Source organism: Thauera sp. 63 (genome assembly GCF_000310165.2).
GTDB classification, from domain to species: Bacteria; Pseudomonadota; Gammaproteobacteria; order Burkholderiales; family Rhodocyclaceae; genus Thauera; species Thauera humireducens.
On sequence record NZ_AMXC01000018.1, the window covers coordinates 20,351 to 46,478 of the forward strand.

General features: G+C 68.1%; 26 protein-coding genes. 11 read left to right on the plus strand and 15 right to left on the minus strand.

The window, feature by feature from the left end; genetic code table 11:
- Nucleotides 1-87 precede the first annotated feature (87 nt).
- The 5 genes from C664_RS14105 (at nt 88) to C664_RS14125 (ending at nt 7,107) form a co-directional block, all read left to right on the plus strand.
- Nucleotides 88-444: a copper-binding protein gene (locus C664_RS14105; RefSeq protein ID WP_004262157.1), complete on the plus strand. Its 357-nt coding sequence runs from the start codon at nt 88-90 to the stop codon at nt 442-444.
- Between the two features lie 120 nt (nt 445-564).
- Nucleotides 565-1,866: a TolC family protein gene (locus C664_RS14110; RefSeq protein WP_232435108.1), complete on the plus strand. Its 1,302-nt coding sequence runs from the start codon at nt 565-567 to the stop codon at nt 1,864-1,866.
- Nucleotides 1,863-3,395 carry an efflux RND transporter periplasmic adaptor subunit gene (locus C664_RS14115; protein WP_004262160.1) on the plus strand — a complete coding sequence of 511 codons (1,533 nt, stop codon included), beginning with the start codon at nt 1,863-1,865 and terminating at the stop codon, nt 3,393-3,395. Before C664_RS14110 ends, C664_RS14115 begins: the two co-directional genes overlap by 4 nt.
- Nucleotides 3,388-6,603 carry an efflux RND transporter permease subunit gene (locus C664_RS14120; RefSeq protein ID WP_004262163.1) on the plus strand — a complete coding sequence of 1,072 codons (3,216 nt, stop codon included), beginning with the start codon at nt 3,388-3,390 and terminating at the stop codon, nt 6,601-6,603. Before C664_RS14115 ends, C664_RS14120 begins: the two co-directional genes overlap by 8 nt.
- A gap of 144 nt (nt 6,604-6,747) precedes the next feature.
- Complete coding sequence (locus C664_RS14125) at nt 6,748-7,107, plus strand: hypothetical protein (RefSeq protein ID WP_004262168.1); 360 nt, start codon at nt 6,748-6,750, stop codon at nt 7,105-7,107.
- 83 nt (nt 7,108-7,190) lie between these two features.
- Here C664_RS14125 and C664_RS14130 read toward each other — a convergent pair whose 3' ends face one another.
- The 15 genes from C664_RS14130 to C664_RS14200 all read right to left on the minus strand — a co-directional run bounded on the left by C664_RS14130 (nt 7,191) and on the right by C664_RS14200 (nt 19,755).
- A complete protein-coding gene (locus C664_RS14130) occupies nt 7,191-8,519 on the minus strand; it encodes a ferredoxin reductase family protein (protein WP_004262171.1) in 1,329 nt (442 codons plus the stop codon).
- A gap of 67 nt (nt 8,520-8,586) precedes the next feature.
- The gene (locus C664_RS14135) at nt 8,587-8,892 is read right to left on the minus strand and encodes a PepSY domain-containing protein (RefSeq protein ID WP_004262174.1); all 306 of its coding nucleotides are present in this window, start codon (nt 8,890-8,892) and stop codon (nt 8,587-8,589) included.
- Between the two features lie 134 nt (nt 8,893-9,026).
- Nucleotides 9,027-10,154, minus strand: a complete 1,128-nt coding sequence (locus tag C664_RS14140) for an aminotransferase class V-fold PLP-dependent enzyme (RefSeq protein ID WP_004262177.1) — start codon at nt 10,152-10,154, stop codon at nt 9,027-9,029.
- A 117-nt stretch (nt 10,155-10,271) separates the two neighbouring features.
- The gene (locus C664_RS14145; RefSeq protein WP_038011911.1) at nt 10,272-11,603 is read right to left on the minus strand and encodes a sensor histidine kinase; all 1,332 of its coding nucleotides are present in this window, start codon (nt 11,601-11,603) and stop codon (nt 10,272-10,274) included.
- A 19-nt stretch (nt 11,604-11,622) separates the two neighbouring features.
- A complete protein-coding gene (locus C664_RS14150; protein WP_004262182.1) occupies nt 11,623-12,282 on the minus strand; it encodes a response regulator transcription factor in 660 nt (219 codons plus the stop codon).
- 3 nt (nt 12,283-12,285) lie between these two features.
- Nucleotides 12,286-12,621 carry a PepSY domain-containing protein gene (locus C664_RS14155; RefSeq protein ID WP_004262185.1) on the minus strand — a complete coding sequence of 112 codons (336 nt, stop codon included), beginning with the start codon at nt 12,619-12,621 and terminating at the stop codon, nt 12,286-12,288.
- Between the two features lie 91 nt (nt 12,622-12,712).
- A complete protein-coding gene (locus C664_RS14160; RefSeq protein WP_004262188.1) occupies nt 12,713-13,144 on the minus strand; it encodes a DUF1841 family protein in 432 nt (143 codons plus the stop codon).
- A gap of 43 nt (nt 13,145-13,187) precedes the next feature.
- Nucleotides 13,188-13,820: an endonuclease III gene (nth, locus tag C664_RS14165; RefSeq protein ID WP_004262190.1), complete on the minus strand. Its 633-nt coding sequence runs from the start codon at nt 13,818-13,820 to the stop codon at nt 13,188-13,190.
- 13 nt (nt 13,821-13,833) lie between these two features.
- Complete coding sequence (locus tag C664_RS14170) at nt 13,834-14,544, minus strand: electron transport complex subunit E (protein ID WP_004262191.1); 711 nt, start codon at nt 14,542-14,544, stop codon at nt 13,834-13,836.
- Nucleotides 14,541-15,215: an electron transport complex subunit RsxG gene (gene rsxG, locus C664_RS14175; RefSeq protein ID WP_004262193.1), complete on the minus strand. Its 675-nt coding sequence runs from the start codon at nt 15,213-15,215 to the stop codon at nt 14,541-14,543. The genes C664_RS14170 and rsxG overlap by 4 nt, the downstream gene beginning before the upstream one ends.
- Complete coding sequence (locus tag C664_RS14180; protein ID WP_004262195.1) at nt 15,212-16,222, minus strand: RnfABCDGE type electron transport complex subunit D; 1,011 nt, start codon at nt 16,220-16,222, stop codon at nt 15,212-15,214. Before C664_RS14180 ends, rsxG begins: the two co-directional genes overlap by 4 nt.
- A 4-nt stretch (nt 16,223-16,226) precedes the next feature.
- Entirely contained in the window at nt 16,227-17,939 is a 1,713-nt protein-coding gene (gene rsxC, locus C664_RS14185) for an electron transport complex subunit RsxC (RefSeq protein WP_004262198.1), read from the minus strand.
- Entirely contained in the window at nt 17,936-18,487 is a 552-nt protein-coding gene (rsxB, locus tag C664_RS14190; protein WP_004262200.1) for an electron transport complex subunit RsxB, read from the minus strand. Before rsxB ends, rsxC begins: the two co-directional genes overlap by 4 nt.
- A 46-nt stretch (nt 18,488-18,533) precedes the next feature.
- On the minus strand, nt 18,534-19,118 hold the full coding sequence (gene rsxA / locus C664_RS14195) for an electron transport complex subunit RsxA (RefSeq protein WP_004262203.1): 585 nt from the start codon (nt 19,116-19,118) through the stop codon (nt 18,534-18,536).
- 76 nt (nt 19,119-19,194) lie between these two features.
- Complete coding sequence (locus C664_RS14200; RefSeq protein ID WP_004262206.1) at nt 19,195-19,755, minus strand: NUDIX hydrolase; 561 nt, start codon at nt 19,753-19,755, stop codon at nt 19,195-19,197.
- Nucleotides 19,756-19,952: 197 nt separating this feature from the next.
- On the opposite strand from C664_RS14200, the gene C664_RS14205 reads away from it, so the two are divergent.
- The 6 genes from C664_RS14205 (at nt 19,953) to C664_RS14230 (ending at nt 26,127) form a co-directional block, all read left to right on the plus strand.
- On the plus strand, nt 19,953-21,893 hold the full coding sequence (locus C664_RS14205; protein WP_004262208.1) for a diguanylate cyclase: 1,941 nt from the start codon (nt 19,953-19,955) through the stop codon (nt 21,891-21,893).
- 135 nt (nt 21,894-22,028) lie between these two features.
- Nucleotides 22,029-22,346 (plus strand): flagellar transcriptional regulator FlhD, encoded by a 318-nt coding sequence (gene flhD / locus C664_RS14210; protein ID WP_004262213.1) that lies wholly within the window; start codon nt 22,029-22,031, stop codon nt 22,344-22,346.
- A gap of 10 nt (nt 22,347-22,356) precedes the next feature.
- On the plus strand, nt 22,357-22,923 hold the full coding sequence (gene flhC / locus C664_RS14215) for a flagellar transcriptional regulator FlhC (RefSeq protein WP_004262217.1): 567 nt from the start codon (nt 22,357-22,359) through the stop codon (nt 22,921-22,923).
- Between the two features lie 206 nt (nt 22,924-23,129).
- Nucleotides 23,130-23,984 (plus strand): flagellar motor stator protein MotA, encoded by an 855-nt coding sequence (gene motA, locus C664_RS14220; protein ID WP_004262219.1) that lies wholly within the window; start codon nt 23,130-23,132, stop codon nt 23,982-23,984.
- A 43-nt stretch (nt 23,985-24,027) separates the two neighbouring features.
- Entirely contained in the window at nt 24,028-25,062 is a 1,035-nt protein-coding gene (gene motB / locus C664_RS14225) for a flagellar motor protein MotB (protein WP_004262220.1), read from the plus strand.
- Nucleotides 25,063-25,155: 93 nt separating this feature from the next.
- A complete protein-coding gene (locus C664_RS14230; RefSeq protein ID WP_004262221.1) occupies nt 25,156-26,127 on the plus strand; it encodes a chemotaxis protein in 972 nt (323 codons plus the stop codon).
- Nucleotide 26,128: the final 1 nt, after the last annotated feature.

A 26,128-nucleotide genomic window follows, 5' to 3' on the forward strand; every position in this document is an offset into this window, starting at 1 on the left:
TTACAGAGATGTAATCCGGGCGTCAGGGTGTGGACGGGGAGGGCGGGGCAGCATGTCGTCACCCCAACGCAATGCGAGAGATCCGACATGAACAAGGCACTTCACCTCCCGCTGCTGGCGGCAACGCTGATCCTGGCGGTGCCGGCCGGTGCGCTGGCGCAGTCGGGCCACGATCGCCACAGCAGCCATGGTGCGACTCGGGCTGCGGCGCCCGCGGCCAGCGACCATTCCGAAGGCACGGTACGCAAGGTGGACAGGACGGCCGGCAAGATCACGATCGCACACGGGCCGCTGCCGCGCCTGGACATGCCGCCGATGACGATGGCTTTCGCCGTTGCCGACGCCGCGATGCTGGAGCAGGTCAAGGCTGGCGACCGCATCCGCTTCATCGCCGACAAGGTCGGCAGCACCTTCACCGTGGTCGAACTCGAGCGCCTGCCTTGAGCAAGCGCCTGATCGATTCCTGGACCGCATCACGGCGCCGGAGCCCTGCAAGCCGCTTATGTGCGGTGATCAGTCATCGCGGCTAGGCCCCCGCTTGCCCTTCATTCGAACAGGTCATCCATGAGCGCCCCTTCATCCGGCATGCGCCTGCGTGCCCTTGCCAGCCTGCTCGCGTTTGCACTGGTGACGCCTGCCGCGGCCCTCGGGGCCGACGCCGGCGCCGCGGGCGAATTCAGGCTTGGCGCCGATGTACGCGCCCTGATCGAGCATGCCCGCCAGCACAGTCCCGCCTACGCGGCCGATCGCGCCGATGCCGATGCGGCGCGCGAGCGTATCGAGCCGGCCGGCGCGCTGCCCGACCCGCGCTTCGAACTGGAGCTCATGGACTTCACCAACACCATGAACGGCCGCTCGGCCTCGGTGTTGCCGGGGCAGGTCGGCGAGACGCGCTATCGCGTGGTGCAGCCCCTGCCCGGCTGGGGCAAGCGCGAACTGGCGGTGGATGCGGCCGAGGCGCAGGCTCGCCGCGCGGCGGCGATACGCGATGCCGGCTGGGCCGAGCGGGTGGCGGCGATCGAGGCCGCCTGGCTGCGGTACTACGCCGCCGATCGCGAACTCGTGCTGGCCCGCGATGCGCTGGTCCTGCTGCAGGAGCTGGAGACGCTGGCGCTTGCGCGCTACCGCCTCGGCTTGCTGCCGCAGCAGGGCGTGCTGCGCGCGCAGCGCGAGATCAGCGAGCAGCGGATGACGCTGCTGACGCGTGAGCAGGCGCGCCGTGGCGCGGTGGCGATGCTCAACGGCCTGCTCGCGCGCGCACCCGATGCGCCGTTGGCGTCGCCGGCCGAGCCGGCAGCGCTGCCGGATGCGCTTGATGCCGCGGCACTGTTCGAGCGCGCCCGCGCACGCAGTCCCGAGGTGCTGAGCGCGGCGCAGGGCGTCGATGTCGCCCGCGCCGAGCGGGCGCGCACCTACCGCGAACGCCAGCCGGACTTCAGCGTCGGGCTGACCTACAACCGGCCGGACGAAGGGCGCCCGTCCTGGGACCTGATGATCGAGGTGACGATTCCGCTGCAGCAGGGTAGCCGCCGGGCACGCGAACGCGAGGCGGAGCTGATGCTGACGGCGGCCGAGGCGCGTCGCGAGGCGAGCGCCGATGCCGCGGCCGGCCAGCTTGGCGCGGCCTGGGCGCGCTATGCAGGCGGTCGCGATGGCCTGGGTCTGCTGCGCGACAGCCTGCTGCCGCAGGTCGTCGCCACGCGTGACGCCGCGCGTGCGGCACTGGTCGGTGGGCAGGCGGACTTCGACAGCGTGCTCGAGGCCGAACGCCAGCTCATCGCCGTGCGCGAGCGGCTGCTGCAGGCCGAGATCGAAACCCGCCTCGCACTCAGCGAGATCGAGAAACTGTCTGGGGAAGCGAAGTGAACAAGGGATTGGGCTTTGCCGTGGTGGTGCTGTTCGCGGCGCTGGCGGTTGGTGGGGGCTATTGGGTCGGCAGCCGCGCGGGTGCGACCGCGGGCAGCCACGGCGATGCCGCGACGCCGCGAGGCGATGCGCAGGCGGCGGCGCCCGCCGGCGGCGAACGCACGATCCTCTACTACCGCAACCCGATGGGCCTGCCGGATACGTCGCCCGTCCCCAAGAAGGATTCGATGGGCATGGACTACATCCCGGTCTATGCCGACGACCAGCTCGACGACGCCGGTGCGGTCCGTGTCAGTCCTGCGCGCGTGCAGACGCTGGGGGTTCGGACCGCAGTGGTTGAGTCGCGCACGCTGGCAGTGCCGGTGCGCGCCAGCGGCCGCGTGGAGATTGACGAGCGCGCGCAGGTGGTGGTGGCGCCGCGCTTCGACGGCTGGATCGAACGCCTGCACGTGCGTGCCGTAGGCGACGTCGTGCGCAAGGGCCAGCCGCTGTTCAGTACCTACAGCCCCGAGCTGCAGTCGGCGGGCGAGGAGTTGCGCATCGCCGAGCGTCTGCAGCGCGACAGCAGCGCCGACCCGGTGGCGGGTGAGGCCGCCGCCCGCCTGGCCGATGCGACGCGTGCGCGCCTGCGCAACCTGCAGGTGGGCGGCCAGGCCGGACCGCGCCAGACCCTGCATGCGCCGGTTGCCGGCATCGTGCTCGACAAGGCCGCGATCGAGGGCGCGCGCTTCGCGGCAGGCGAGGCCTTGTTCCGCATCGCCGACCTGTCGCGAGTATGGGTCATTGCCGAGGTGTATGAGCGCGATCTGGCGCAGGTCCGGCCCGGCCAGCATGCACGGGTGACGCTGGACGCCTTCCCCGGCAGAACCTTCGAGGCGCGGGTCGACTACCTCTACCCGACGCTCAACGCCGCCACGCGCAGCACGCCGCTGCGGCTCGAGCTCGACAATCCCGACGGCGTGCTGCGCCCCGGCATGTTCGCGCGGGTGGAACTGGAGACCGGCGGCGCGGCACCGACGCTGGTCGTACCGGCCTCGGCCGTGATCGACGACGGCGACCGCCAGGTGGTGCTGATGGCGCTGGATGAGGGACGCTTCCAGCCACGTCCGGTGCGCCTTGGCGCGCGCGACGGGGACTTCGTCGAGGTGCGCGAGGGGGCGCAGGCCGGCGAGCGCGTGGTGGTGTCCGCGAACTTCCTGATCGACTCCGAGAGCCAGCTGCGGGCGGCGCTGTCGAACATGGCCGAGGCCGCTGCGCCGTTGCCGATCCATGAGGCCGAAGGCCGCTTCGAGGCCTTCGATGCAGAACTGGGCAGCGTGACCCTGACCCACGGCGAGATCCCGGCGCTGAAATGGCCGGAGATGACGATGGACTTCGGTCTGGCGTCGCCGGACCTGGTGCGCGGTCTTGCGCCAGGGGCGCCAATCCGCTTCCGCTTCGAGGAGCGCGGACCCGGCGACTACGTCGTGACCCGCATCGAAGGCCTTGGCGACGCCGCGACCCCGGCGGCGGAGCATCGTCATGACTGAGGCGGTGCGCGAGGCCGACCATCCAGCACGAGCCGACGCAGCGCGCTCGCTGCCGGCGCAGGTCGGCGAGGGGGGCGCCCTCGGCCGCCTGATCGACTGGTCGGCGCGCAACGTCTTCCTGGTGCTGCTGGCGACCCTGTTCCTGATCGGCGCCGGCCTGTACGCGCTCCGGCATACGCCGCTCGACGCGCTGCCCGACCTGTCGGACGTGCAGGTCATCGTCTACACCGACTACCCCGGCCAGGCGCCGCAGGTGGTCGAGGACCAGGTCACCTATCCGCTCACCACGTCGATGCTGGCCGTGCCGCGGGCAAAGGTGGTACGCGGCTTCTCGATGTTCGGTGCGTCCTACGTGTATGTGATCTTCGAGGACGGCACCGACATCTACTGGGCGCGCTCGCGCGTGCTGGAGTACCTGAGCACGGCGGCGGCGCGCCTGCCGCAGGGCGTGGCACCGCAGATCGGGCCGGACGCCACCGGCGTCGGCTGGGTGTACCAGTACGCGGTCACCGGCCGCGACCTGTCCCTGGCCGACACCCGCAGCCTGCAGGACTGGTATCTGCGCTACCAGCTGACGCAGGCCGAGGGCGTGTCCGAGGTCGCCAGCGTCGGCGGCTTCGTGCGCGAGTACCAGGTCACGGTCGATCCCTACCGGCTCGCCGGCTACGGTGTCACGCTCGACGACGTGACGCGCGCCATCCGCGAGTCGAACCGCGATGTGGGCGGGCGCGTCATCGAGCTGGCAGAGAAGGAGTACATGGTCCGCGGCCGTGGCTACCTGCGCGACGCGGACGACATCGCCGGCATCGTGCTGAAGATGGACCGCGGCACACCGGTGCGCATCGCCGATGTCGGCCGAGTCGAATGGGTGCCGGCCGAGCGGCGCGGCCTGGCCGAGCTGAACGGCGAGGGCGAGGTCGCCTCCGGCATCGTCATGGCGCGCTTCGGACAGAACGCGCTCGATGTCATCGCCGCGGTCAAGGCCAAGCTCGCCGAGGTGGCACCGGGCCTGCCGGACGGTGCGAAAGTCGTGCCGGTGTACGACCGCTCGACGCTGATCGAGCGCGCCATCGACAACCTCAAATGGACCCTGCTGGAAGAAAGCCTGATCGTCGCCGCGGTGTGCGTGGTCTTCCTGCTGCACGTGCGCAGCGCGCTGGTCGCCATCGTGACGCTGCCGCTCGGCATCCTTGTGGCCTTCATCGGCATGCAGGCGCTGGGCATCGGTTCGAACATCATGAGCCTGGGCGGCATCGCCATCGCCATCGGCGCGATGGTGGACGCCTCCATCGTCATGATCGAGAACGCGCACAAGCGCCTGGAGACCGTGCACGCGGATGCGACTGCGGCCGAGCGCGCCGCAGTGCTGATTGGCGCCTGCCGCGAGGTGGGGCCGGCGCTGTTCTTCTCGCTGCTCATCATCACCGTCTCCTTCCTGCCGGTGTTCACGCTCGAAGGGCAGGAGGGGCGGCTGTTCTCGCCGCTGGCCTGGACCAAGACCTTCGCCATGGCCGGTGCGGCCTTCCTGTCGGTGACGCTGGTGCCCGTGCTGATGCTGTTTTTCGTGCGCGGGCGGATCGTGGCCGAGCATCGCAATCCCATCAACCGCGTGCTGGTGGCGATGTACCGCCCGCTGATCGCGCTGGTGATGCGCTTCAAGCTGACGACGCTCGTGCTGGCGCTGATGGCGATGGCGGTGACGTTGATCCCGGCGCGCCAGCTCGGCAGCGAGTTCATGCCCACCCTCAACGAGGGAGCGATCTTCTACATGCCGGCCGCGCTGCCGGGCATGTCCGTGACCGAGGCCGGGCGTCTGCTCGCCACCACGAACCGCATCATCAAGACCTTCCCCGAGGTCGAGTCGGTGTACGGCAAGGCCGGCCGCGCAAATACCGCAACCGACCCCGCGCCGCTGGAGATGTTCGAGACCGTCATCAACCTCAAGCCGCAGCAGCAGTGGCGGCCGGGCATGACGGTGGATGCGCTGATCGCCGAGATGGACGCGGCGCTCAAGTTTCCCGGCCTGGCCAACTCCTGGACCATGCCGATCAAGGCCCGCATCGACATGCTGTCGACCGGCATCCGCACACCGGTGGGGGTGAAGGTGTTCGGCAAGGACCTCGAAACGCTCGAGCAGGTGGCGAAGGCGGTCGAGGCCGCCGTGCGCGCCGTGCCCGGCACCAGTAGCGCCTACGCCGAGCGCGTCGCGGGCGGCTATTACGTCGACATCGAGCCGCGTCGTGACCAGCTGGCGCGCTACGGCCTGACCATCGACCGCGTGCAGGAAACGCTGGCGACGGCACTCGGTGGCGAGCGTGTGACGACGACTGTCGAGGGGCTGGAGCGCTACAACGTCAGCGTGCGCTACCCGCGCGCGCTGCGCGACGACCCGACGCGCGTTGCCGCCAGCGTGCTCGTGCCGACCGCAACCGGTCCGGTGCCGCTCGGCCAGCTCGCCGACGTGCGCATCGTGCGCGGCGCACCGGCGGTGCGCACCGAGAATGCGATGCTGGCCGCCTACGTCTACGTCGACACGCGCGAGGCCGATCTCGGCGCCTTCGTCACCCGTGCGCAGCAGGCGGTGGCCGCGCAGGTCAGCTTCCCGCCCGGCTACTACGCCACCTGGAGCGGACAGTTCGAGAACATGGAGCGGGCCAAGTCGAAGCTGGCGGTCGTCGGTCCGCTGACGCTGGCCCTGATCTTCGTCCTGCTGTACCTGAACTTCCGCCGTCTGGCCGAGACGCTGATCGTGATGCTGTCGGTGCCCTTCGCGCTGATCGGCGGCGTGTGGCTCATGTGGTGGCTGGACTACCAGATGAGCGTTGCGGTGGCGGTGGGCTTCATCGCGCTCGCCGGCGTCGCGGCGGAGACCGGCGTGATCATGCTGATCTACCTCGATCAGGCCTGGGCACGCGTGCGTGCGGAACGCGCAGCGCAGGGCCGCATCCCCTCGGCGGCCGACCTCTATGCCGCGGTGATGGAGGGCGCGGCCGGCCGCGTGCGGCCGAAGATGATGACGGTGATCACGGTCATCCTCGGCCTGTTGCCGGTGATGTGGGGCACGGGCACCGGCAGCGAGGTCATGAGCCGCATCGCGGCGCCGATGGTGGGTGGGATGGTGTCTTCCACCGTGCTCACGCTGGCGGTGATTCCGGTGCTGTTCGCGCTGGTCAGGCAGTGGGAGCTGCGCAGGCAGGCCGTGTCGTGACGGCCCGCGCGGCGTGCGCTACACGTGGATACAGATGTGCGCGGTGGCGTGACCTAGATTGGAATCGAGCAAAGGGTTCCGTACGGCCTGCCGAGGCGGTCCGGGCGTGTTTCCGATGTGTAACCAATCATGGAGGACAGGATCATGAATCACCGTTATCTGACGAGCGTTGCCGCTGCACTGCTGCTCGCAGGCACGGCGTTTGCCCAGCAGGGCGACTTGCCGCCGGTTCCCGACGACGCGCCGATCTACGGCTCGCAGATCATGACGCCCGAGGAGCGTGCCGAGCATCGCATCAGGATGCGCTCGGCCAGGACCCTGGAAGAGCGTGAGCAGGTCCGCAGCGAGCATCACAAGCTGATGGTGGAGCGCGCCCGCGAGCGTGGCGTGACCTTGCCGGAAGAGCCTCCGATGCGCGGCGGCATGGGACTTGGAGGCGGAATGGCCCCCGGTGGTGGCATGGGACAGCGGGGCGGCATGGGTCCGGGGGGAGGCGGTCGCTGAGTGATCGTATGAGCGGCTGAAGACCATGAAGCAAGGCCGCCCGCGCCAATGACGCGGGCGGCCTTGTCCTTGCTGCAACGGCTTCAGCGCATTTCGAAGGCTTCGCGGTGGAATCGCACGCGGCGGTTCCACAGGCGGGCCAATGCTGCCTTCAGTTGGTCGCCCAGGCCCGATGGGCCGCAGAACCACACTTCGGTGCGCGTCCCGTCCGCCTGCGCCGTGGCGAACGCCTCGGGCTTGAGGCCGGTTCCTGCGCTGCTGTCATGGACATGCAGCGTTACGTCCGGCAGGTCGGCGCACAGCGTCCGGAGGCGGGCGACGAAGGGGTCCTGCGTCGCGGCACGCGTGCTGTAGTGCAGTTCCACCGGCACGGCGGTGTCGCGGCGCGTACGCAGTTCGTCCAGCCAGGCGAGGAAGGGCGTCACGCCGATGCCCCCCGCGACCCAGACCTGACGGGCCTTGCGGTCGCGGCGCTCGAGCACGAAGCGGCCGTAGGGGCCTTCCACCGTGACCGGCTGGCCGACGGCGACCCGGCCTGCGAGCTGGCGGGTGTGGTCCCCCAGGGCCTTGATCTGGAAGGTCAGCGTGCGGTCGCCATGATCGGCGCTGGCGATGGTGAAGGGATGGGCGCCCTCGAAGCGGTCGAGCCCGGTGAAGGCGACGAAGGCGAACTGGCCGGCACGGTGACCGCGCCATTCGCCGCCGAGGCGGCAGACCACTTCGGTCACATCCGGGGCCGGCGAGGACACGGCCGTGACCTCGCCCTGCACGCGACGGTCGCGGCCGATGCGCCCGCTGAGCGCGATGACCGCGGCGACCGTGCCCGAGGCGAGCAGGAGCGCCAGCAACATGCCGACCGGCTGCGACCAGTAGTCGAGCGGGGCGAGCACTGCGGCATGGAAGGCGAGCAGCAGGTAGAGCGCCGGCATGGCGCGGTGCAGATGGCGCCAGAACTTGTACGGGAAGCGCTTCCACAGGCTCAGCACGATCATGCCGAGCACGAGATAGATCGCGAACTCGCCCAGTTCCTCGCCGGCGTCGCGCAAGGTCTCGAGCAGGCCGCCGAACGCCATTTCCGCCGGGCGCCCGCTGCGGCCGTACAGGGCCTTGATGAGGTCGTCCGACATCTCGATCAGCCAGTGCAGCGCGGCGAACACCGCGGCGAGGATGCCCGCCCACTTGTGCAGGCGGAAGATGCGGTCCATGCCGCCGAGCGGCCGCTCGAGGATCACGGGGCGCGTGGCCAGCACCATCGCCAGCGACATCAGGCCGATGGAGAGCAGGCCGCTCAGGTACAGGCCCTGTTCGCGGATCAGCCAGGGCAGGGAAGTCTGGCCGCCATCGAGGGCAGCCGCATTGAGCCCCCAGGCGAGGGCGAGGATGGTAATGAAGCCGGACAGAACGGAGATCATGGTGAGGCTCCCGGGTGCGAAGTGAAAAGGGGGCGCGGGCATTGCCTGCACCCCCTGCGTCAGGGCCTTACTTGCTGCGCTTGACTTCCGTCTTGAGGACGTCGCCCGTCATCGGGTCGATGTCGAGTTCGACGCGCTTGCCCTGCGGGTCGGTGGCCTTGACCTCGTACTTGTCGCTGTCGCGCTCGATCTTCTCGAAATCGCGGTAGCCGGCGGCTTCGAGCTTGGTCTGAACCTGTTGCATCGTCAGCCAGTTGGCCTGGGTCGCTGCGCTTGTGCCCGCGGTCTGGGCCATGGCCGGCATGAAAGCGGCGCCGGCGCCGAGGAGGCCGCCCGTCAGGGCGAGGGTGGCGATGAGGGTGGTGGCACGCATGATGGCTTCTCCTTGATGGGTCTGCGGTCTTGCTTCGACCGTGACGCCATCATGCGTGGGGCTAGCTGAATGCACGCTGAACGCGACGGGGGCGTCGCATCCGGCGTGCAGCCGTCCTGGTCGGCCTGCCGGGCTCAGCCGAGCGTGTCGAGTGCGCGCGCCAGGTTCGCCACGGTGCGCTCGATCGCGTGCAGCTTGTCGAGTCCGAAGAGGCCGATGCGGAAGGTCTTGAAGTCGGCGGGCTCGTCGCACTGCAGCGGCACGCCGGCGGCGGTCTGCAGGCCAGCTGCAGCGAATCGGGCGCCGCTCTTGACGCCGTCGTCCTCCGTGTAGCTGACGACCACGCCCGGCGCCTTGAAACCTTCGGCGGCGACGCTGCGGATGCCGCGCGACTCGAGCAGCGCCCGCACACGGCGGCCGAGCTCCTGCTGCTCGGTCTTGACCTTGTCGAAGCCGTAGGACTCGGTCTCCTTCATCACGTCGCGCAGGCGCACCAGTGCGTCGGTGGGCAGGGTGGCGTGGTAGGCGTGGCCGCCAGCCTCGTAGGCCTCCATGATCTGCAGCCACTTCTTCAGATCGGCGGCGAAGCTGGTGCTGGTGGTGGCGTCGATGCGCTCGCGCGCCGCAGCGCTCATCATCACCATCGCCGCGCACGGCCAGCTCGTCCAGCCTTTCTGCGGTGCGCTGATGAGGATATCGACGCCGCAGGCCTGCATGTCGACCCAGATGGCACCGGAGGCAATGCAGTCGAGCACGAACAGGCCGCCGACTTCATGGACCGCGTCGCCGACCGCGCGCAGGTAGTCGTCGGGCAGGATCATCCCGGCGGACGTCTCGACGTGCGGGGCGAATACCACGTCGGGGCGGTGCTGGCGGATCGCGGCCACGACCTCGTCGATCGGCGCCGGTGCGAAGGCAGCCTGCGGGCCGGGTGCGACCGGGCGCGCCTTGAGCACGACGGATTCGGACGGGATGCCGCCCATGTCGAAGATCTGCGTCCAGCGGTAGCTGAACCAGCCGTTGCGGATGACGAGTGCCTTCCGACCGCTGGCGAACTGGCGCGCGACGGCTTCCATGCCGAAGGTGCCGCCGCCCGGGACCACGGCGACGGAGCTCGCGTTGTAGACCTTCTTCAGCGTGGCGGAGATGTCGCGCATCACGCCCTGGAAGGCCTTGGACATGTGGTTGAGCGAGCGGTCGGTGAAGACCACCGAGTATTCGAGCAGGCCATCGGGATCGACGTCGGGCAGCAGTCCGGGCATGGTCACCTCCAGATTTGTTGGCCGAGGGGCGCGGGATCACGCCGCCTTGCGGGTCCGGGGCAGGCGCGAGCCTGCAGGGACGATCGATTGTAGCGGCTGAGCGAAGCGGGTGGGCGCTTAGAGCGGCAGGCGGAGGGACACGCGCAGGCCGCCCAGCGTGGGTGAGGGCGCGTAGTCGATGCTGCCGCCGTACTGCGTGACGATGTCGCCGACGATGACGAGGCCGATGCCGTGGCCCGGGCGCTGTTCGTCGCTGCGCAGACCGGCCGTGCCGAGGCGCCCGATCATGTCCGGCGGCACGCCGGGGCCATCGTCCTCGATGGTGCAGGCGAGCGCGTCCGGGGCCTCGACCGCGCTGGCGACTCGCAGTACGACGCGCGAGCGTGCCCACTTGCAGGCGTTGTCGAGCAGGTTGCCGAACAGTTCCAGCATGTCCTCGCGATCGAGCGGGTAGTGCCGGTCGGGAACCTCGAGGACGATGTCGAGCGCGCGGCCGGCATGCAACCGGCGCAGGGCCTCGCCCAGGGCTTCCAGCTGGTTGCGCGCGTCGAAGCCCGCGCTGGTCGGGCCGCCGCCGGCGAGGCGGGCGCGACGCAGTTCGCGCTCTACGGTGTTGCGCATGGCGTCGACCTGGGCCTGGATGGCGCGGGCCTGGTCGTCGTGCCCCTGATGAGCGAGTTCGTCGGCGCGATGCTGCAGCACGGCGAGCGGGGTCTTGAGCGCATGCGACAGGTTGCCCACCGCGTGCCGGATGCGGCCGAGGCGTTGCGCGTGATGGCGGGCGAGGCGATCGACCGCATCGAGCATGGGCTGCACTTCGCGCGGCGCGGTGCTGTCGAGCGCGGCGGGCTCGCCACGCTCGATGCGGCGGCATGCGGCAACGGCGTCCTGCAGCGGTGCCAGTCCGCGCAGCAGCAGGCGCCGTTGCAGCACCAGCAGCAGGAGCAGCGCGAGGACCAGGCCAACGAGCATGCGTTGGCCGAAGCTGGCGATGGCCGCATCGAGGCGGGCGACGTCTTCGGTAACGACGACGAGGATGCCGCCCGCGGGCGAGGGGAAGCGCTTCGCGTAGCCGAGCAGCGTCTGTTCCGCCGGGCCGTCGAGGCGGAAAACGGCCTCGCCGCGCGCGTCCGGCAGCGGAACGGCGAGGTCCTCGTCCCACAGCGAGCGCGAGCGCAGCCAGGGGCCCTCGCCGATGCGGATCAGGAAGTAGTGGCCGGACAGCGGCAGCTGGTAGACCGTGCCGGCGGCGCCCTGGGCGGCGGTTTCCGGGTCGCTGGCATCCAGCACCCGCACGTAGAGCAAATCGGCGTCGTGCTGCAGGCGCGACACGACGTAGTCTTCGACGAGGCGGCGCGGGAAATCCTGCAGGGCGAGCGCCAGCAGCAGGCCGGCGGCGACCAGCACCGCTGCCATGGCCAGCGACAGGCGGTTGCGCAGGGACATCATGCGGTTTCGGCCCACGCGGTCATGGATGGAACAGATAGCCCTGGCCGCGCCGGGTCTCGATGTGCGCGGCCCCGATCAGGCTGCGCAGGCGGCGTATGTAGACCTCGATGACGTTGCTGTCGTGCTCGGCGCCATAGTCGTAGATGTGTTCGTAGAGCCGCGTCTTCGACAGCACTTCGCCGGGGTGGCGCATCAGGTAGCGCAACAGCCGGAACTCGGTGGCGGTCAGTGTCTGCTCGCGGGCGTCCGTGCCAACCAGGCATTGGCGCGCCTCGTCCAGCCGCCATGATCCGGCGCGCAGCTCGACGGCCGGCGTGGCCGCGGTGCGGCGCAGCAGGGCCTGCAGGCGGGCGAGCAGTTCCTCGACGTGGAAGGGCTTGCCGAGGTAGTCGTCGGCACCGGCCTGCAGGCCCTCGACACGCTCGGCCCAGCCGTCGCGCGCGGTCAGGATCACGACCGGCAGGCGGCTGCCAGCGCGGCGCCAGTCCTTCAGCACCGCCAGGCCCGGTCTGCCCGGCAGGCCGAGGTCCAGCACCGCGGCGTCGTAGGGTTCGCTGGCGCCGAGGTGGGCGCCGTCGATGCCGTTGGTGGCGATATCGACGGCAAAGCCTTCCTGCTCGAGCCGGGCACGCAGGCGATCGCCCAGTTCGATGTCATCTTCGACGACGAGCAGGCGCATGGCTCACTTCGCCTTGCGGTTGAGGATGTCGCCGCTGGCGGCGTCGATCTCGAGCTTGTGCACCTTGTCCGTGTCGTCGATGATCTTCACCTCGTACACATAGCGACCGTCCTCGCGGTCGAGTTCGACTTCGACGACCTGGCCGGGCTGCGCGGCACGGCTGCGGGCGAGGATGTCCTCCATCGGCATGATCTTGCCGCTGTCGCGCAGCTGGCGGACCTCGCTCGCACGGGCACGGTCGTCCGACGCCTGGGCGACGGTAGGTTGCAGCGCGGTGGCGGCCAGAATGGCGAGCGCGAAGCCGGCGGCGGTGACGCTGAGGGTGGGGCGGATGTTCATGCTGGGCTCCTTGACTGTCGTGGGTCCCTTGGGGACGCGTGCAGTATCGCCAACGCTGCCTGAAGCGAAGCTGAACGCCGCCATGCGGCCGTCAGGCGATGCCGGCCTTCTTCTTCAGGCAGCCGACGTAGGCCAGACCATCGGGCTGGGCGCCGCTACGTTGCGCATTGAACAGCGTTTCACCCAGGCATTCCAGCGCATCGTGCAGGGCCGCGTGGCGGTCGCCGCGACGTTCGCAGGCGGCGTCGAAGGCGGCGCGGATGCCCGGCGGCTGATTGATCGACAGCTGCTCCTCGATCGCCAGATGCAACGACAGGTGCAGGAACGGGTTGATGGCGCCGTCCTCGGGGGTGAAGTCGCGGTCGATCGCGTCCGGGTCCTCGACGATGGCATGGTATTCGGGGTGCAGGCCGATGATGTCGGCGGCGATCGTCTCCATCGGGGTCAGCACTTCGCGCGCGCGATGCTTGCGCCAGGTCTCGATGAAGAAGCTGCGGACCTGGTCACGGCTGGGGTTGAACATGTCGGCTCCAGGGTGGGGCGCTCCACCATGGAGCGCGAACGGATCAATCGGTCTTGTCGCGGAACAGGCACAGGTCGCGCACGCTGCACTGGCCGCACTTCGGGCTGCGCGCGGTGCACACGTAACGCCCGTGCAGGATCAGCCAGTGGTGGGCGTCGAGCAGGTAGTCCCTGGGCACGCGCCGCATCAGCGCCTTCTCCACCTCCACCACGTCCTTGCCGGGGGCGAGGCCGGTGCGGTTGGACAGGCGGAAAATGTGGGTGTCGACCGCCATCACCGGCTGGCGGAACACGGTGTTGAGCACCACGTTGGCCGTCTTGCGGCCGACGCCGGGCAGGGCCTCGAGCGCCTCGCGCTCGGCCGGGACCTCGCCGCCGTGGCGCTCGAGCAGCAGGCGCGACAGCGCCAGGGTGTTCTTCGCCTTGTTGCGGAACAGGCCGATGGTCTTGATGTGCTCGGCGATGCCTTCCTCGCCGAGCGACACCATGGCCTCCGGTGTCGGGGCATCGGCAAACAGCTTGCGCGTGGCGATGTTGACGCTGCGGTCGGTAGCCTGCGCCGACAGCACGACCGCCACCAGCAGCTGATAGGGCGAGGCGTATTCGAGCTCGGTCTGCGGGTTTGGATTGGCGTCGTGCAGGCGGCGGAAGAACTCGCGGATCGCCTCGCGCTTCATCGATGCCATTGGCTCAGCTCGTGGCTGCGGGCTCGGCGGTCGGCGACTCCGCAGCCTGCGCGGAGGGGGGCGGTCGCCGACGCGCACGGGCCGCCAGGTTCGCGTTGATGGCATTGAATGCAGCGATCAGGCAGCCGAGCGCGAAGAAGGCGCCCGGCGGCAGGATGGCGATCAGGAAGCCGGGGTAGTCGTCGCCGAAGACGTTCCACGCCGACAGGCCGGGGATGATCATCTCGATGCCGGAGAACAGCGTGCCGGCGCCGAGCAACTCACGGATGCCGCCCAGCAGCGCCAGCACCCACACGAGGCCGAGGCCCATCATGATGCCGTCGACGGTTGAGGTGAGCGGGTCGTTCTTGGCCGCGTAGGCCTCGACGCGGGCCAGCACGATGCAGTTGGTGACGATCAGCGGAATGAAGATCCCGAGCACCAGATAGAGGTCGTGCAGGAAGGCGTTGAAGGCGAGGTCGACCACCGTGACCAGCGCGGCGATGATCAGGACGAACACCGGGATGCGGATCTCGTACGGGATGAAGTTGCGCAGCGCCGACACCGCGAGGTTGGACATCGCCATCACGAGGATGGTCGCCAGGCCCAGGCTGACGGCATTGACCATGCTGGTGCTGATCGCGAGGATGGGGCACAGGCCGAGCAACTGGGCGAGGCCGGTGTTCTGCTTCCACAGGCCGTTGTAGGAAATGTCGCGGAACTGCTGGGGGGTCATGGTTGCGCTCCGAACGTGCTGCCAGCGGGGGCGGAGAACAGGGCGTCCTGGCGTTCGACCGCCCACGCCGTGGCCCGGCCGACGGCCTGGACCACGGCGCGTGCGCTGATGGTTGCGCCGGTGCGGTAGCCGAAGGTGCCGCCATCCTTGCGTACCGTCCATCCGGCGGTGTTCACGTCCTTCCAGGTGGCAACGGCGAACTGGCCGATCCAGGGCATGTCCTTGCGCCTGTCCTTCTTCGGGTCGATGTAGTCGCCGAGTCCCGGGGTTTCCTTGTGCGCCGTGACACGCACGCCCGACAGCAGGCCGTTGGTGTTGATCGCCACCACCATCGCGATGCGCCCGGCGTAGCCGTCGGTGGCGGCGGTTTCGACGATCAGGGCGACCGGTTCGCCCGCCTTGCGTGCGCGCCAGATGCGACCACCGTCGTCGAGGCCGATCGCCGGTGTGGGGCCGATGCGTACGACGTCCTCGAGCAGCGCGTTGTCGTAGCTGTCCGGCGGCAGCACTTCGTCGATCAGGCGCATCTGCGCGTCCTGCGCCGAGGCCTCGATGGCCGGCCGGGTGTAGGTGTAGGTGGAGGCCATCAGGGCGGTGAACACCACGGTGAACACCAGCATGATCAGGGCCGTGCGCAGCGAGGTGCGCGTGGCGCTGTAGCGTGCGCTCATCGCGAATCCCCCTGGCCACGGTGGCCGAACACGCGCGGCTGCGTCTTCATGTCGATCAGCGGCACGCAGATGTTCATCAGCAGCACGCCGAAGGCGATGCCTTCGGGGTAGGCGCCGAAGGTCCGGATCAGCCAGGCGATGAGCGCGATGCCGCCTGCGAAGATCAGCTTGCCGCGCGGCGTGGTGGCGCCCGACACCGGGTCGGTGACGATGAAGAAGGCTGCGAGCATGGCGCCACCGCTGGCGAGGTGGAACAGCGGCGAGGCGAAGCGGACGGGATCGAACAGCCAGAAGATGCCGGAAACGAGGGCCAGGGTGCCGATGAAGGCCGCGGGCATGTGCCAGGTGATCGTGCGCGTGATCAGCAGCAAGGCGCCGCCGGCAACATAGCCGAGCGAGATCCATTCCCAGCCGCGTCCGCCGAGGAAGCCGAAGGCCGAGCCCTCCATGACCGCATCGACGCTGGCCGTGGCGCTGCGCAGCCCGGTGCGCAGGGCATCGAGTGCGGTGGCGCCGGTCATGCCGTCGATGTCGCGCGCGCCGCCCAGGATGAGTCCGAGCTGGGTCTCGAAGCTGAGTCCGCCGGCCGGTGGCCACTGCGACATCAGCGCGGGGTAGGCGACGATCATCGAGCAGTAGGCGACCATCGCCGGGTTGAAGGGGTTCTGCCCGAGACCGCCGAACAGGTGCTTGGCGACGACTATGGCGACCAGTACGGCGATCATCGTCAGCCACCACGGCACGATGGGCGGGAAGCACAGCGCCACGAGCCAGGCGGTGACGACGGCCGACAGGTCGGTGACGGCGACGCCGACCGGGCGCTTGCGCAGGCGGAGGATCAGCGCCTCGGCCGCGATCGCGGTGAGGGTGGCGATGGCGAGATTGACGAGAATGCCTGCGCCCACCTTGGCGGCGTAGGCGACGATGCCGGGCACCAGCGCCAGCAGGACCATGCCCATCACGCGCTGGACGCTGGCCGGTTTGCGGATGTAGGGAGAGTGGATCATGGGGTCAGGGACGAGGTGAACCTTCGGTTTCCGTGGGCGTGCCCGCCTTGACGGCGGGGTCGGCCGGTGGCGGGGTCTCGCCGCCCTGTGCCTTGCGCCGTGCCTCGATCTCGGCAATCTCGGCCTGGGTCTCGGCGCTCAGATTGTCGGTGTTGCGCGGTTCGGTCGCCGCCTTCTGCGCTTGCGCACGCGCCAGCGCAGCCGCGATCAGGGCCTTCTTCGGGTCTTCCGCTGGCGCCGCGGCGGCTGCGGCGGACGACGCCTCACTGCCCTCGCTGCTCAGCTTCGCGCGCGTTTCGGCAGCCTTGGCTGCGAGCTTGGCGGCCTTCTCTTCCTTCTCCCGCTCCTGACGGTAGTTGCGGAACTCGAAGCGCTCGCGTGCCTGGTCGGCAGCCGCCTTGTCGCGCTCGCGCGCCCAGATCTCGCTCTTGGCGAAACGGTAGTAGTCCACCAGCGGGATGTGCGAGGGGCACACGTAGGCGCAGCAGCCGCATTCGATGCAGTCGAACAGATGGTATTCCTGCGCCTTGCCGAAGTTCTTGGCACGGCTGAACCAGTACAGCTCGAAGGGCTGCAACTCGGCCGGACAGGCCTTGGCGCACTCGGTGCAGCGGATGCAGGGCTGCTCGGGCGGCGGCGGAGGCAGCAGCGTCGGCGAGGCGGAGATGATGCAGTTGCTGCCCTTGACCACCGGCACGTCGAGCCGCGGCAGGGCGAAGCCCATCATCGGCCCGCCCATCAGGTAGCGATTGGTGTCGGGCCGGGGTTCGGCCAGCGGCAGCAGTTCGTCGATCGGGGTGCCGATCAGTACTTCCCAGTTGCCGGGCCGGGCGACGTTGCCGGTGAGCGTGACGATGCGGCTGACCAGCGGCTCACCGTGCGCGATGGCGCGATAGACCGCATGTGCGGTGCCGACGTTGAAGCACTGCACGCCGTAGTCGGCGCCAAGCTTGCCGTAGGGGATCTCGATGCCGGTGAGCACGCGGATGAGCTGCTTCTCGCCGCCGGCGGGATAGAGCGCGGGCACTGCCTGGATGCGCACCGCGTCGCCAACGCGCTGGGCCGCGGCGCGCATCGCCTCGATGGCCTCGGGCTTGTTGTCCTCGATGCCGATGACCAGCTCGCGCGCGCCGATGAGGCGGTACAGGATGCGGGCGCCGGCCAGGATGCCGTCGGCGCGCTCGCGCATCAGGCGGTCGTCGCAGGTGATCCAGGGCTCGCATTCGGCACCGTTCAGGATCAGCGTGTCGACCCCGCTGCCCTTGCCGAGCTTGACGTGGCTCGGGAAGGTGGCGCCGCCCAGGCCGACGAGACCGCAGTCGCGCAGCCATGCGAGCGTGGTTTCGCGGCCCGCGGCCTCGGCGTCGAAGGGCGCGTGCTCGATCCAGCGGTCCTCGCCATCAGGCTGGATGACGACGCAGCGCGTCTCCAGCCCGGAGGCATGCGCCATGGTATAGCGGCCGAAATCGACGACCGTGCCCGAGGTCGGGGCATGCACCGCGGTGCCGAGGAAGCCTTCGGGCTCGCCGATGCGCTGCCCTTTCAATACCTTCTGCCCGACTTCGACGATGCAGCGCGCCGTGGCGCGGGTGCTCTGGCGCAGCGGCACGATCAGACGGGAGGGCAGCGGGGCGCGCTGGATGGGGGCGCCGGCCGACTCGTGCTTGTGCGCGTCGGGCTTGATGCCGCCGTGGAACTTGAACAGGCGCGTGATCATGCGGCTTTCCTGATTTCGACCACCGGGTACTTCCATTTCCAGGTCTGCACGGTGTCGGCGACCGGCACCATGGCGATGCAATCGACCGGGCAGGGTGCGACGCACAACTCGCAGCCGGTGCACAGCGGCTCGACCACCGTGTGCATCTGCTTGGCAGCGCCGACGATGGCGTCGACCGGGCAGGCCTGGATGCACAGCGTGCAGCCGATGCAGGTCTGCTCGTCGATGACGGCGACCGACTTGGGTTTCTCGACGCCGTGCTCTTCGGACAGCGGCTTGAACTCGCGCCCGAGCAGGTCGGCGAGCTTGCGGATGCCTTCCTCGCCGCCCGGCGGACACTGGTTGATCTCGGCTTCGCCCTTGGCGATGGCTTCGGCGTAGGGCTTGCAGCCGGGATAGCCGCACTGGCCGCACTGTGTCTGCGGCAGGATGGCGTCGATCTTCTCGACCAGCGGGTCGCCCTCCACCTTGAAGCGGATGGCGGCGTAGCCCAGTGCCGCACCGAGCACGAGGGCGATGCCGGTCATGACGAGGAGGGCGGTCAGCATTGCGTGGATTCTTGTTCGTTCGTGGTGAGATCGCGGGCTGCGGATCTCAGTGGAAGCGGTCGAGGCCGGCGAAGCCCATGAAGGCCAGGCTCATCAGGCCGGCGGTGATCATGGCGATGGCGGTGCCCTTGAAAGGTGCCGGCACATCGGCGCCTTCCAGCCGTTCGCGGATGCCGGCGAACAGCACCAGCGCGAGCGTGAAGCCGACCGAGGAGCCGAAGCCGAACAGCAGCGACTCGAGCAGGTTGTGCTTCATGCCGACGTTGAGCAGCGGCACGCCGAGCACGGCGCAGTTGGTGGTGATCAGCGGCAGGTAGATGCCCAGCACCTGGTGCAGCAGCGGGCTGGTCTTCTGGATGACGAGTTCGGTGAGCTGCACGATCGCCGCGATGACGACGATGAAGGACAGCGTGCGCAGGTAGCCCAGGTCGAAGGGCTGCAGCAGATAGTGGTCGATCAGGTAGCTCGAGCCGGAGCCGAGCGTGAGCACGAAGGTGGTCGCCGCACCCATGCCGATGGCGGTCTCGAGCTTCTTCGACACACCCATGAAGGGGCATAGCCCCAGGATGCGCACGAAGACGACGTTGTTCACCAAGACGGCGCTGATGACGACGAAGATGTAGCTGCTCATGATCCGCCGGGCGGGGAAGAATCCGGGGATTATCGCCCGCGGAGAAGGGCTTCTCAACCCTGATGCGCTTATAGGCTTATGCCGTGGGGCGGATGGGCCAGCCCGGCGGAGGTGGCAGGCTCGCGGTGTGGAACGACCAGCGGCCGCTTCGGCGATCGTCGAAATAGTGCCGCAGGCTCAGGGCGATGCTGCGGAAGGCGATCTCGTCCCACGGGATCTCGTCCTCGCGGAAGAGCGCGACCTCGAGCGACTCCTCGCCGGGGCGAAAGTCGAGGGCGAGCAGGCGGGCACGATAGATCAGGTGGACCTGGCTGATGTAGGGCACGTCGATCAGGGTGTACAACTCGCCCACCTCGATGCGTGCGCAGGCCTCCTCGGCGGTTTCCCGGGCGGCGGCCTGCGCCGTGGTTTCCTCGTTCTCCATGAAACCGGCAGGCAGCGTCCAGAAGCCCAGGCGCGGCTCGATAGCACGGCGGCACAGCAGGATGCGGTCCTCCCATTCGGCCAGCGCGCCCACGACCAGCTTCGGATTCTGGTAGTGGATCGTGCCGCACTGAGGGCACACGTGGCGCGGCAGGCTGTCCCCGGCCGGGACGCGGAATTCGACGGCAGCGCCGCAGTTCGAGCAGAAATTCATGGAATGCCACGAAAGTGAGGGCGGCGTGAATTCTACGTGTTTTTCGCCTGCCGCCGGCGGGCGGGTGCCGACTGTGACGGGATTCGCGGAAAGCCCCGGAAATTAGGGTTCCCCCCGCTGACAGCAGGTCGTGGAGCGGCTAGAGTCCTGATCGGTCGCAATATTGCGGCATTTCATGAGGCCATCGCGGTTCGTCCATGCCCCCTCCGATCGACATCAAGCGTTTCGAGCAGCTCAAGGCTGTGGGTGACCTGCCATCGCCGCGGGGTGTCGCAATTGCCATCATCCGTCTGACTCAGTCTGCCGATGTGTCGATGGCGGAGCTGGCACGGGTGATCAAGAGCGACCCGGCCTTCGTCGGGCGCCTCATAAAGGCCGCGAACGGCCTTGTGGCAGAGAACCGGCGTGCCGTGGTCTCGGTCCAGGAAGCCTTGATGGTGCTGGGGCTGCCGGCCGTCAGGACCCTGGCGCTGGGTTTCTCCTTGCTCTCCAACTACCGCAAGGGGGCGTGCGAGGGCTTCGATTACGGGCGCTTCTGGTCGTCGTCGCTGTTGATGGCGCTTTCGATGCAGGCGCTCGTCCAGCGGGTGCGTGTCGTTCCGGCCGACGAAGCGTTCAGCCTGGGCCTGCTCGCGCGCGTTGGCGAACTCGCGCTCGCGACCCTCTATCCGGCCGACTTCTCGCGTCTCCTTAAGGAGGTGGCGCGATCACCGCAGCTGCGCCAGCTCGATCTCGAGCAGACGGCATTTGCGATGACCCACTGCGAGCTCGGTGCGGCGATGCTGATCGACTGGGGTGTGCCCACGCAACTGGTCAATCCGGTGCTGTGCTTCGAGCGTCCCGAGCTCACGGATTTTGCCGAGGGCTCGCGTGAGGCGGGGCTCGTGCAGTGTCTGGTGCTGTCGCGGGCGATTGCCCAGTTGTGCCTCGCCCCCGAGTCGGAGCAGGCGCGGCTGATGCCGGCCATGCTGCAGCTTGCCGGGCGGCTGGGACTGCCGCGCGGGGATTTCGTCTCGCTGTGCGAGCGCATCGCGCGGGAGTGGGGCGAGTGGGGCAAGCTGCTGCAGATCGGCACGGCGCGTGCCCCGGCTTTCGGCAGCCTGTGTGCAGCGGACGAGACGGAATCGAAGCCGGCGGCGAGCGCGGCGGATCCGACCACGACCCAGCCGGGCAGCGACATGCCGGTGTTGATCGTCGCGGGTGATGCTTCCGAGCGCGCGCACATGCGGGTGCTGCTCGAGGAGTCGGGGTTCAGCGTGCATGAGCAGGCGGATTGCACGCAGGCGATCGAGAGCGCCATCGACGTTCAGCCATGCCTGCTGCTGGTCGACTGGTTGGGTGAGAACTGCGGTGCGTCGCTCGTGCGCGCGCTTCGCACCACGCGTTTCGGGCGCACACTGCACATCCTGGCGCTGCTCGATGCGGACGACGACGGACTTCTCGAGGAGGCTGCAGCGGCGGGGGCAGACGATTTCATCCTCAGGCCGATCAGGCCGGCGGTGCTCGCGGTCCGGCTGCGGGCCGGACGCCGCACCGTGACACTGCAGCGCGAGCTGGAGCGCGAACGCGAGGAACTCCGTCATTTCGCCGCGGAGCTTTCGATTTCGAACCGGCGCCTGCAGGAAGCCGCGATGACGGATGCGCTGACCGGCATCCCGAACCGTCGCTTCGCGATCGACCGTATCCAGATGGAGTGGGCGGCCGCTGCGCGCCATAGCCGTCCGTTGTCGGTCATGCTGGTCGACCTCGACGGCTTCAAGGAAATCAACGACGCACATGGCCACGACGTCGGCGACATTGCCTTGCGCCAGATATCGGCGACGCTGCGCGGCGCCTTGCGCGCGCAGGATGTCATTTGCCGCACCGGTGGCGACGAGTTTCTGGTGATCTGTCCGGACACCGACCTGTCCGCGGCGCTGGGTTGCGCGGAACGCTTGCGCAGCGCCGCGCACGACATGCCGATCGACACCGGTGGGCCGCGGGTGAGGCTGACGGTCAGCGTCGGCGTTGCCATGCGCGAGCCGTCGATGGCCAACGCCGATGCCCTGATCAAGCTCGCTGACCGCGGTGCCTTCCTCGCCAAGGAGCGGGGCCGCAATTGCGTGATGAGCGCCCAGGTCGTTCATGCCACATCCTGAATTCGGCGCCCGTTGTTGCACTTGGGCAACGGTTCGACGGGGTCGAATCCATCTGTGTGTGACTTTGTAACTTGCTGATACTGAGGATTTACTTTAAGTTCGGGTCCGTTCATCCCTGAAAGGGATTGGAAAACTATGGATCGACCCGACTTCCAGACCGAGATACGTGAGCTGAATCTGGCCTACCTGATGCTGGCGCAGCAGATGTTGCGTAGCGATCGGGCGACCGCAATGTTCCGTCTCGGCATCGGTGATGAGCTGGCTGACGTGATCGAATCGATGACTGCGGCCAAACTCGTGAGAATGGCCGGCAGCCAGATGCTGGTACCCTGTTTCCGTTTCGACGATGCCCAACTCGCACGCCTGATGGCTGGCGAGGGGCGCGATGCGTCGAGCGCAGGTCTGCATGCCGCGATCCTCGCGGCGGGCAAGGCGGCAACCGGGGCGGCCTGAGGAGCAAGACATGAAGAACAAGAGCGTGATCGAAGAGGCGGAGGACATCCGCCGTGCCGTCGAGATGGTTCAACTGGGCGCGCGCATGCAGATGCTCGAGGTTGAAACCCGCCTCAGCCGCGAGAAACTGCTGAAGATCTACAAGGAAGTCCGTGGCGTCTCGCCGCCAAAGGGCATGCTGCCGTTCTCGACCGACTGGTTCATGACCTGGCAGCCGAACGTGCACTCGTCGCTGTTCATGGCGCTGCACCGTTTCTACTGCGAGCGTGCGGGGCTTGCGGGGCTGGACGCCATCATCAAGGCCTACCACCTGTACCTCGACCACATCGAATGCAACGTCATGGAGCCGGTGCTGAGCTTGACCCGTGCCTGGACGCTGGTGCGCTTCTTCGACGCCGATCTGCTGCAGATGGCGCCGTGCAAGGCCTGCGGCGGCCACTACGTGGCACACGCGCATGATCCGGTGCAGGACTACGTGTGCGGGCTGTGCAACATGCCCTCGCGTGCGGGCAAGTCGCGCCGCACCACCCAGGCGCGTCCCGCAACACGTCGCAAGCCGGCCGCAGCCACAGCCTGATCGATACGGCGGAGCCTTTCCGGCGCGACCGGATACTCCACGAAGGCAGGGCCGCCCGAGCAGTCGGGCGGCCCTTTTGTTTGCGGCGCTGCATCGTCGATCACGTCCGACTCAAGTTTTGCAGGACAGAGACGTTAAAAATCACGAGACTGTCGATACGGTTGTGGCTAGGCTCTGCCGCAGCGAAATTCCACCTGGAGTGACCGGTGTTTCTGATCATTGGCTACGTCATCATTCTTGCTGCCTCGCTGGGAACCTATGCGGTGCACGGCAGCCTGGCCGCATTGTGGGTGCCGATGGAGTACCTCGCGATCGTCGGCCTGATGATCGGCGGCTTCGTGGCAGGCAATGGCCCGAAGGCGATCAAGGCAACGATGGCTGCCCTTCCGTCCGTGTTGAAGGGCTCGCCCTACAACAAGGCGCTCTATGTTGACCTGCTGGCCCTGCTCTACGAAATTCTGGCGAAGGTCCGCAAGGAGGGCCTGATGTCGATCGAGGGCGACATCGAGAATCCCGAATCAAGCCCCATATTCGCAAAGTATCCCAACGTCGCCGCCGACCACCATGCGATCGAATTCCTGACCGACTATCTGCGCATGATGGTCGGCGGGAACCTGAATGCGTTCGAGATCGAGAACCTGATGGACATGGAGATCGAGACGCACCATCAGGAGGCGCACCAGGCGCCGCACATCGTTTCCAAGGTCGCGGACGCGCTGCCGGCTTTCGGTATCGTGGTGGCGGTGATGGGGGTGGTGAACGTCATGGGCTCGGTCGGGCAGCCGCCGGCGGTGCTCGGCAAGATGATCGGTGGCGCACTGGTCGGTACCTTCCTCGGCATCCTGGTGTCGTACGGCTTCGTCTCGCCGATCGCCAGCCAGCTCGAGCAGAAGGTGGAAGAGAGCGGCAAGATCTACCAGGTCATGAAGGTGGTGCTGCTGGCGAGCATGAACGGCTATGCGCCGCAGGTCGCGATCGAGTTCGGACGGAAGGTGCTGTATGCAAACGATCGCCCGGGCTTCGTCGAGCTCGAGGAAGAGATCAAGAGCCGCAAGGGTTGAGGATGCACACGCAGTCGATCGACCGGCTTGAGCTGGAGGCGTCATGAGCGACGACACCCAGCAGCCCATCGTCGTCAAACGCATCAAGAAGGGCGGTGGTGGCGCGCACGGTGGTGCGTGGAAGATCGCCTATGCCGACTTCGTCACGGCGATGATGGCCTTCTTCCTGCTAATGTGGCTGCTGGGGTCCACGGCACAGGGTGACCTCGAAGGGATCGCGGATTACTTCCAGAACCCGCTCAAGGTGGCGATGCAGGGGGGCGAGGGAACGGGTGACAGCTCGAGCATCCTGCAGGGCGGGGGTGAGGATCTGACGCGCTCGGTGGGGCAGGTCAAGCGGGGCGACGTGGCAAGCTCCCGTGCCATCAACCTCGACGCGGCGGGCGGCAAGCGCAAGACCGATGCCGAACTCGCGGCCGAGCAACTGGCCGAGCGTCGGGAGCGCTCGCGGCTGATCGACCTCAAGGGACGGCTCGAGGCGATCATCGAGGCGAATGCCTCCTTGCGCCAGTTCAAGAACCAGATCCTGATGGACATCACGACCGAGGGGCTGCGGATACAGCTCGTGGATGAGCAGAACAGGCCGATGTTCACCTCGTCGAGCGCCGAACTGAGGCCCTACACGCGTGAACTCCTACGCGAGATTGCGCGGGCGCTGAACGATGTCGACAACCGGATCAGTCTCTCCGGGCATACCGACTCCGCGCAGTACGCCGGCGGCGAGCGCGGCTTCTCGAACTGGGAGCTGTCATCGAACCGCGCCAATGCATCGCGGCGGGAGTTGGTGGCTGGCGGACTCGAGGCCGGGAAGATGGTGCGCGTGGTCGGCCTCGCCGACACGATCCCGCTGAATCGGGACGACCCGTTCGATCCGATCAATCGCCGCATCAGCATCATCGTGCTCAACAAGACGACGGAAGAGGCCTTGCGCGGCGCTTCGAGCACGACCGGCGTCGAGGTGCGCGGCGGCGATGAAGGCGCGGAGATCGGCGATCGCATCCAGGGTGGGCTGCCATCCGGGACAGGCGCCGGTGACGCGGGGGTCACGCCCGTGGGCGGTCCTGCGCAGGTGCGTTGATTTTCGGCTCAAGTCCGTCATGGACGGGCCGTTATGTGTGAAACACGAGGTCGCTTTCGCGGCCCGTATTGACCGCCGGAGGCGGGGGAAAAAATGTCCGATCTGCTCAAGAATATCGATGCCCGTACCCGGCTTGCGGGCACCAACAAGCTCGAGATTCTGCTGTTCACGCTGGGCGTGGATTCGCGCACGGGACGACGCGAGACGTTCGGCATCAACGTCTTCAAGGTGCGCGAGGTGATGCGCACGCCCAAGATCACCGCCGCGCCCGAGATGCCGGCCTCGGTCGAAGGCATGGTCAGCCTGCGCGGGGTGCTGGTGCCGGTGGTCGATCTGGCGCGCTACGTCGGCATCGGCGTCGAAACGCCACGCGACATCATGATCGTCACCGAGTACAACGGCCACACCCAGGGCTTCCTGGTCGAGGCGGTCGACACCATCCTGCGACTGGACTGGTCGCAGATGCGCGTGCCGCCCGACATGCTGACGGCCAACCTCGGCGGCCTCGTCACTGCGGTGACCGAGCTTGCCGACAAGAAGCTCGTCATGATGCTCGACGTCGAGAAGGTGTTGTCGGAGACCACCAACTATGACGACGACTTCATGTTCAAGGATATCGAGCGCCTGCCCGATGCGAATGAGCACGTGGTGTTCTTCGCCGACGACTCCTCGGTCGCCCGCCGCCAGATCTCCCAGACGCTCGACGCGTTGGGGGTGCGCTACGTCGGGTCGGTCAATGGCCGCCAGGCGTGGGAAGAGCTCAAGAAGGTCGCGGCACTTGCCGATGCCACCGGACGCAAGGTCACGGATCTCGTCAGCCTGGTGCTGACCGACGTCGAGATGCCGGAGATGGACGGCTACATCCTGACCAAGCAGATCAAGTCGGACCGCCGCTTTGCCGGCGTTCCCGTGCTGATGCATTCATCGCTGTCGGGCATGTCGAATCAGCAGCTCGGGATGTCGGTCGGCGTGGATGAGTACGTGCCCAAGTTCGAACCGCAGCGCCTGGCCCAGACGCTGGCCCGGCTGCTGGCCGAGCGCGGCCACAAAGGCGATACGAAGTGAG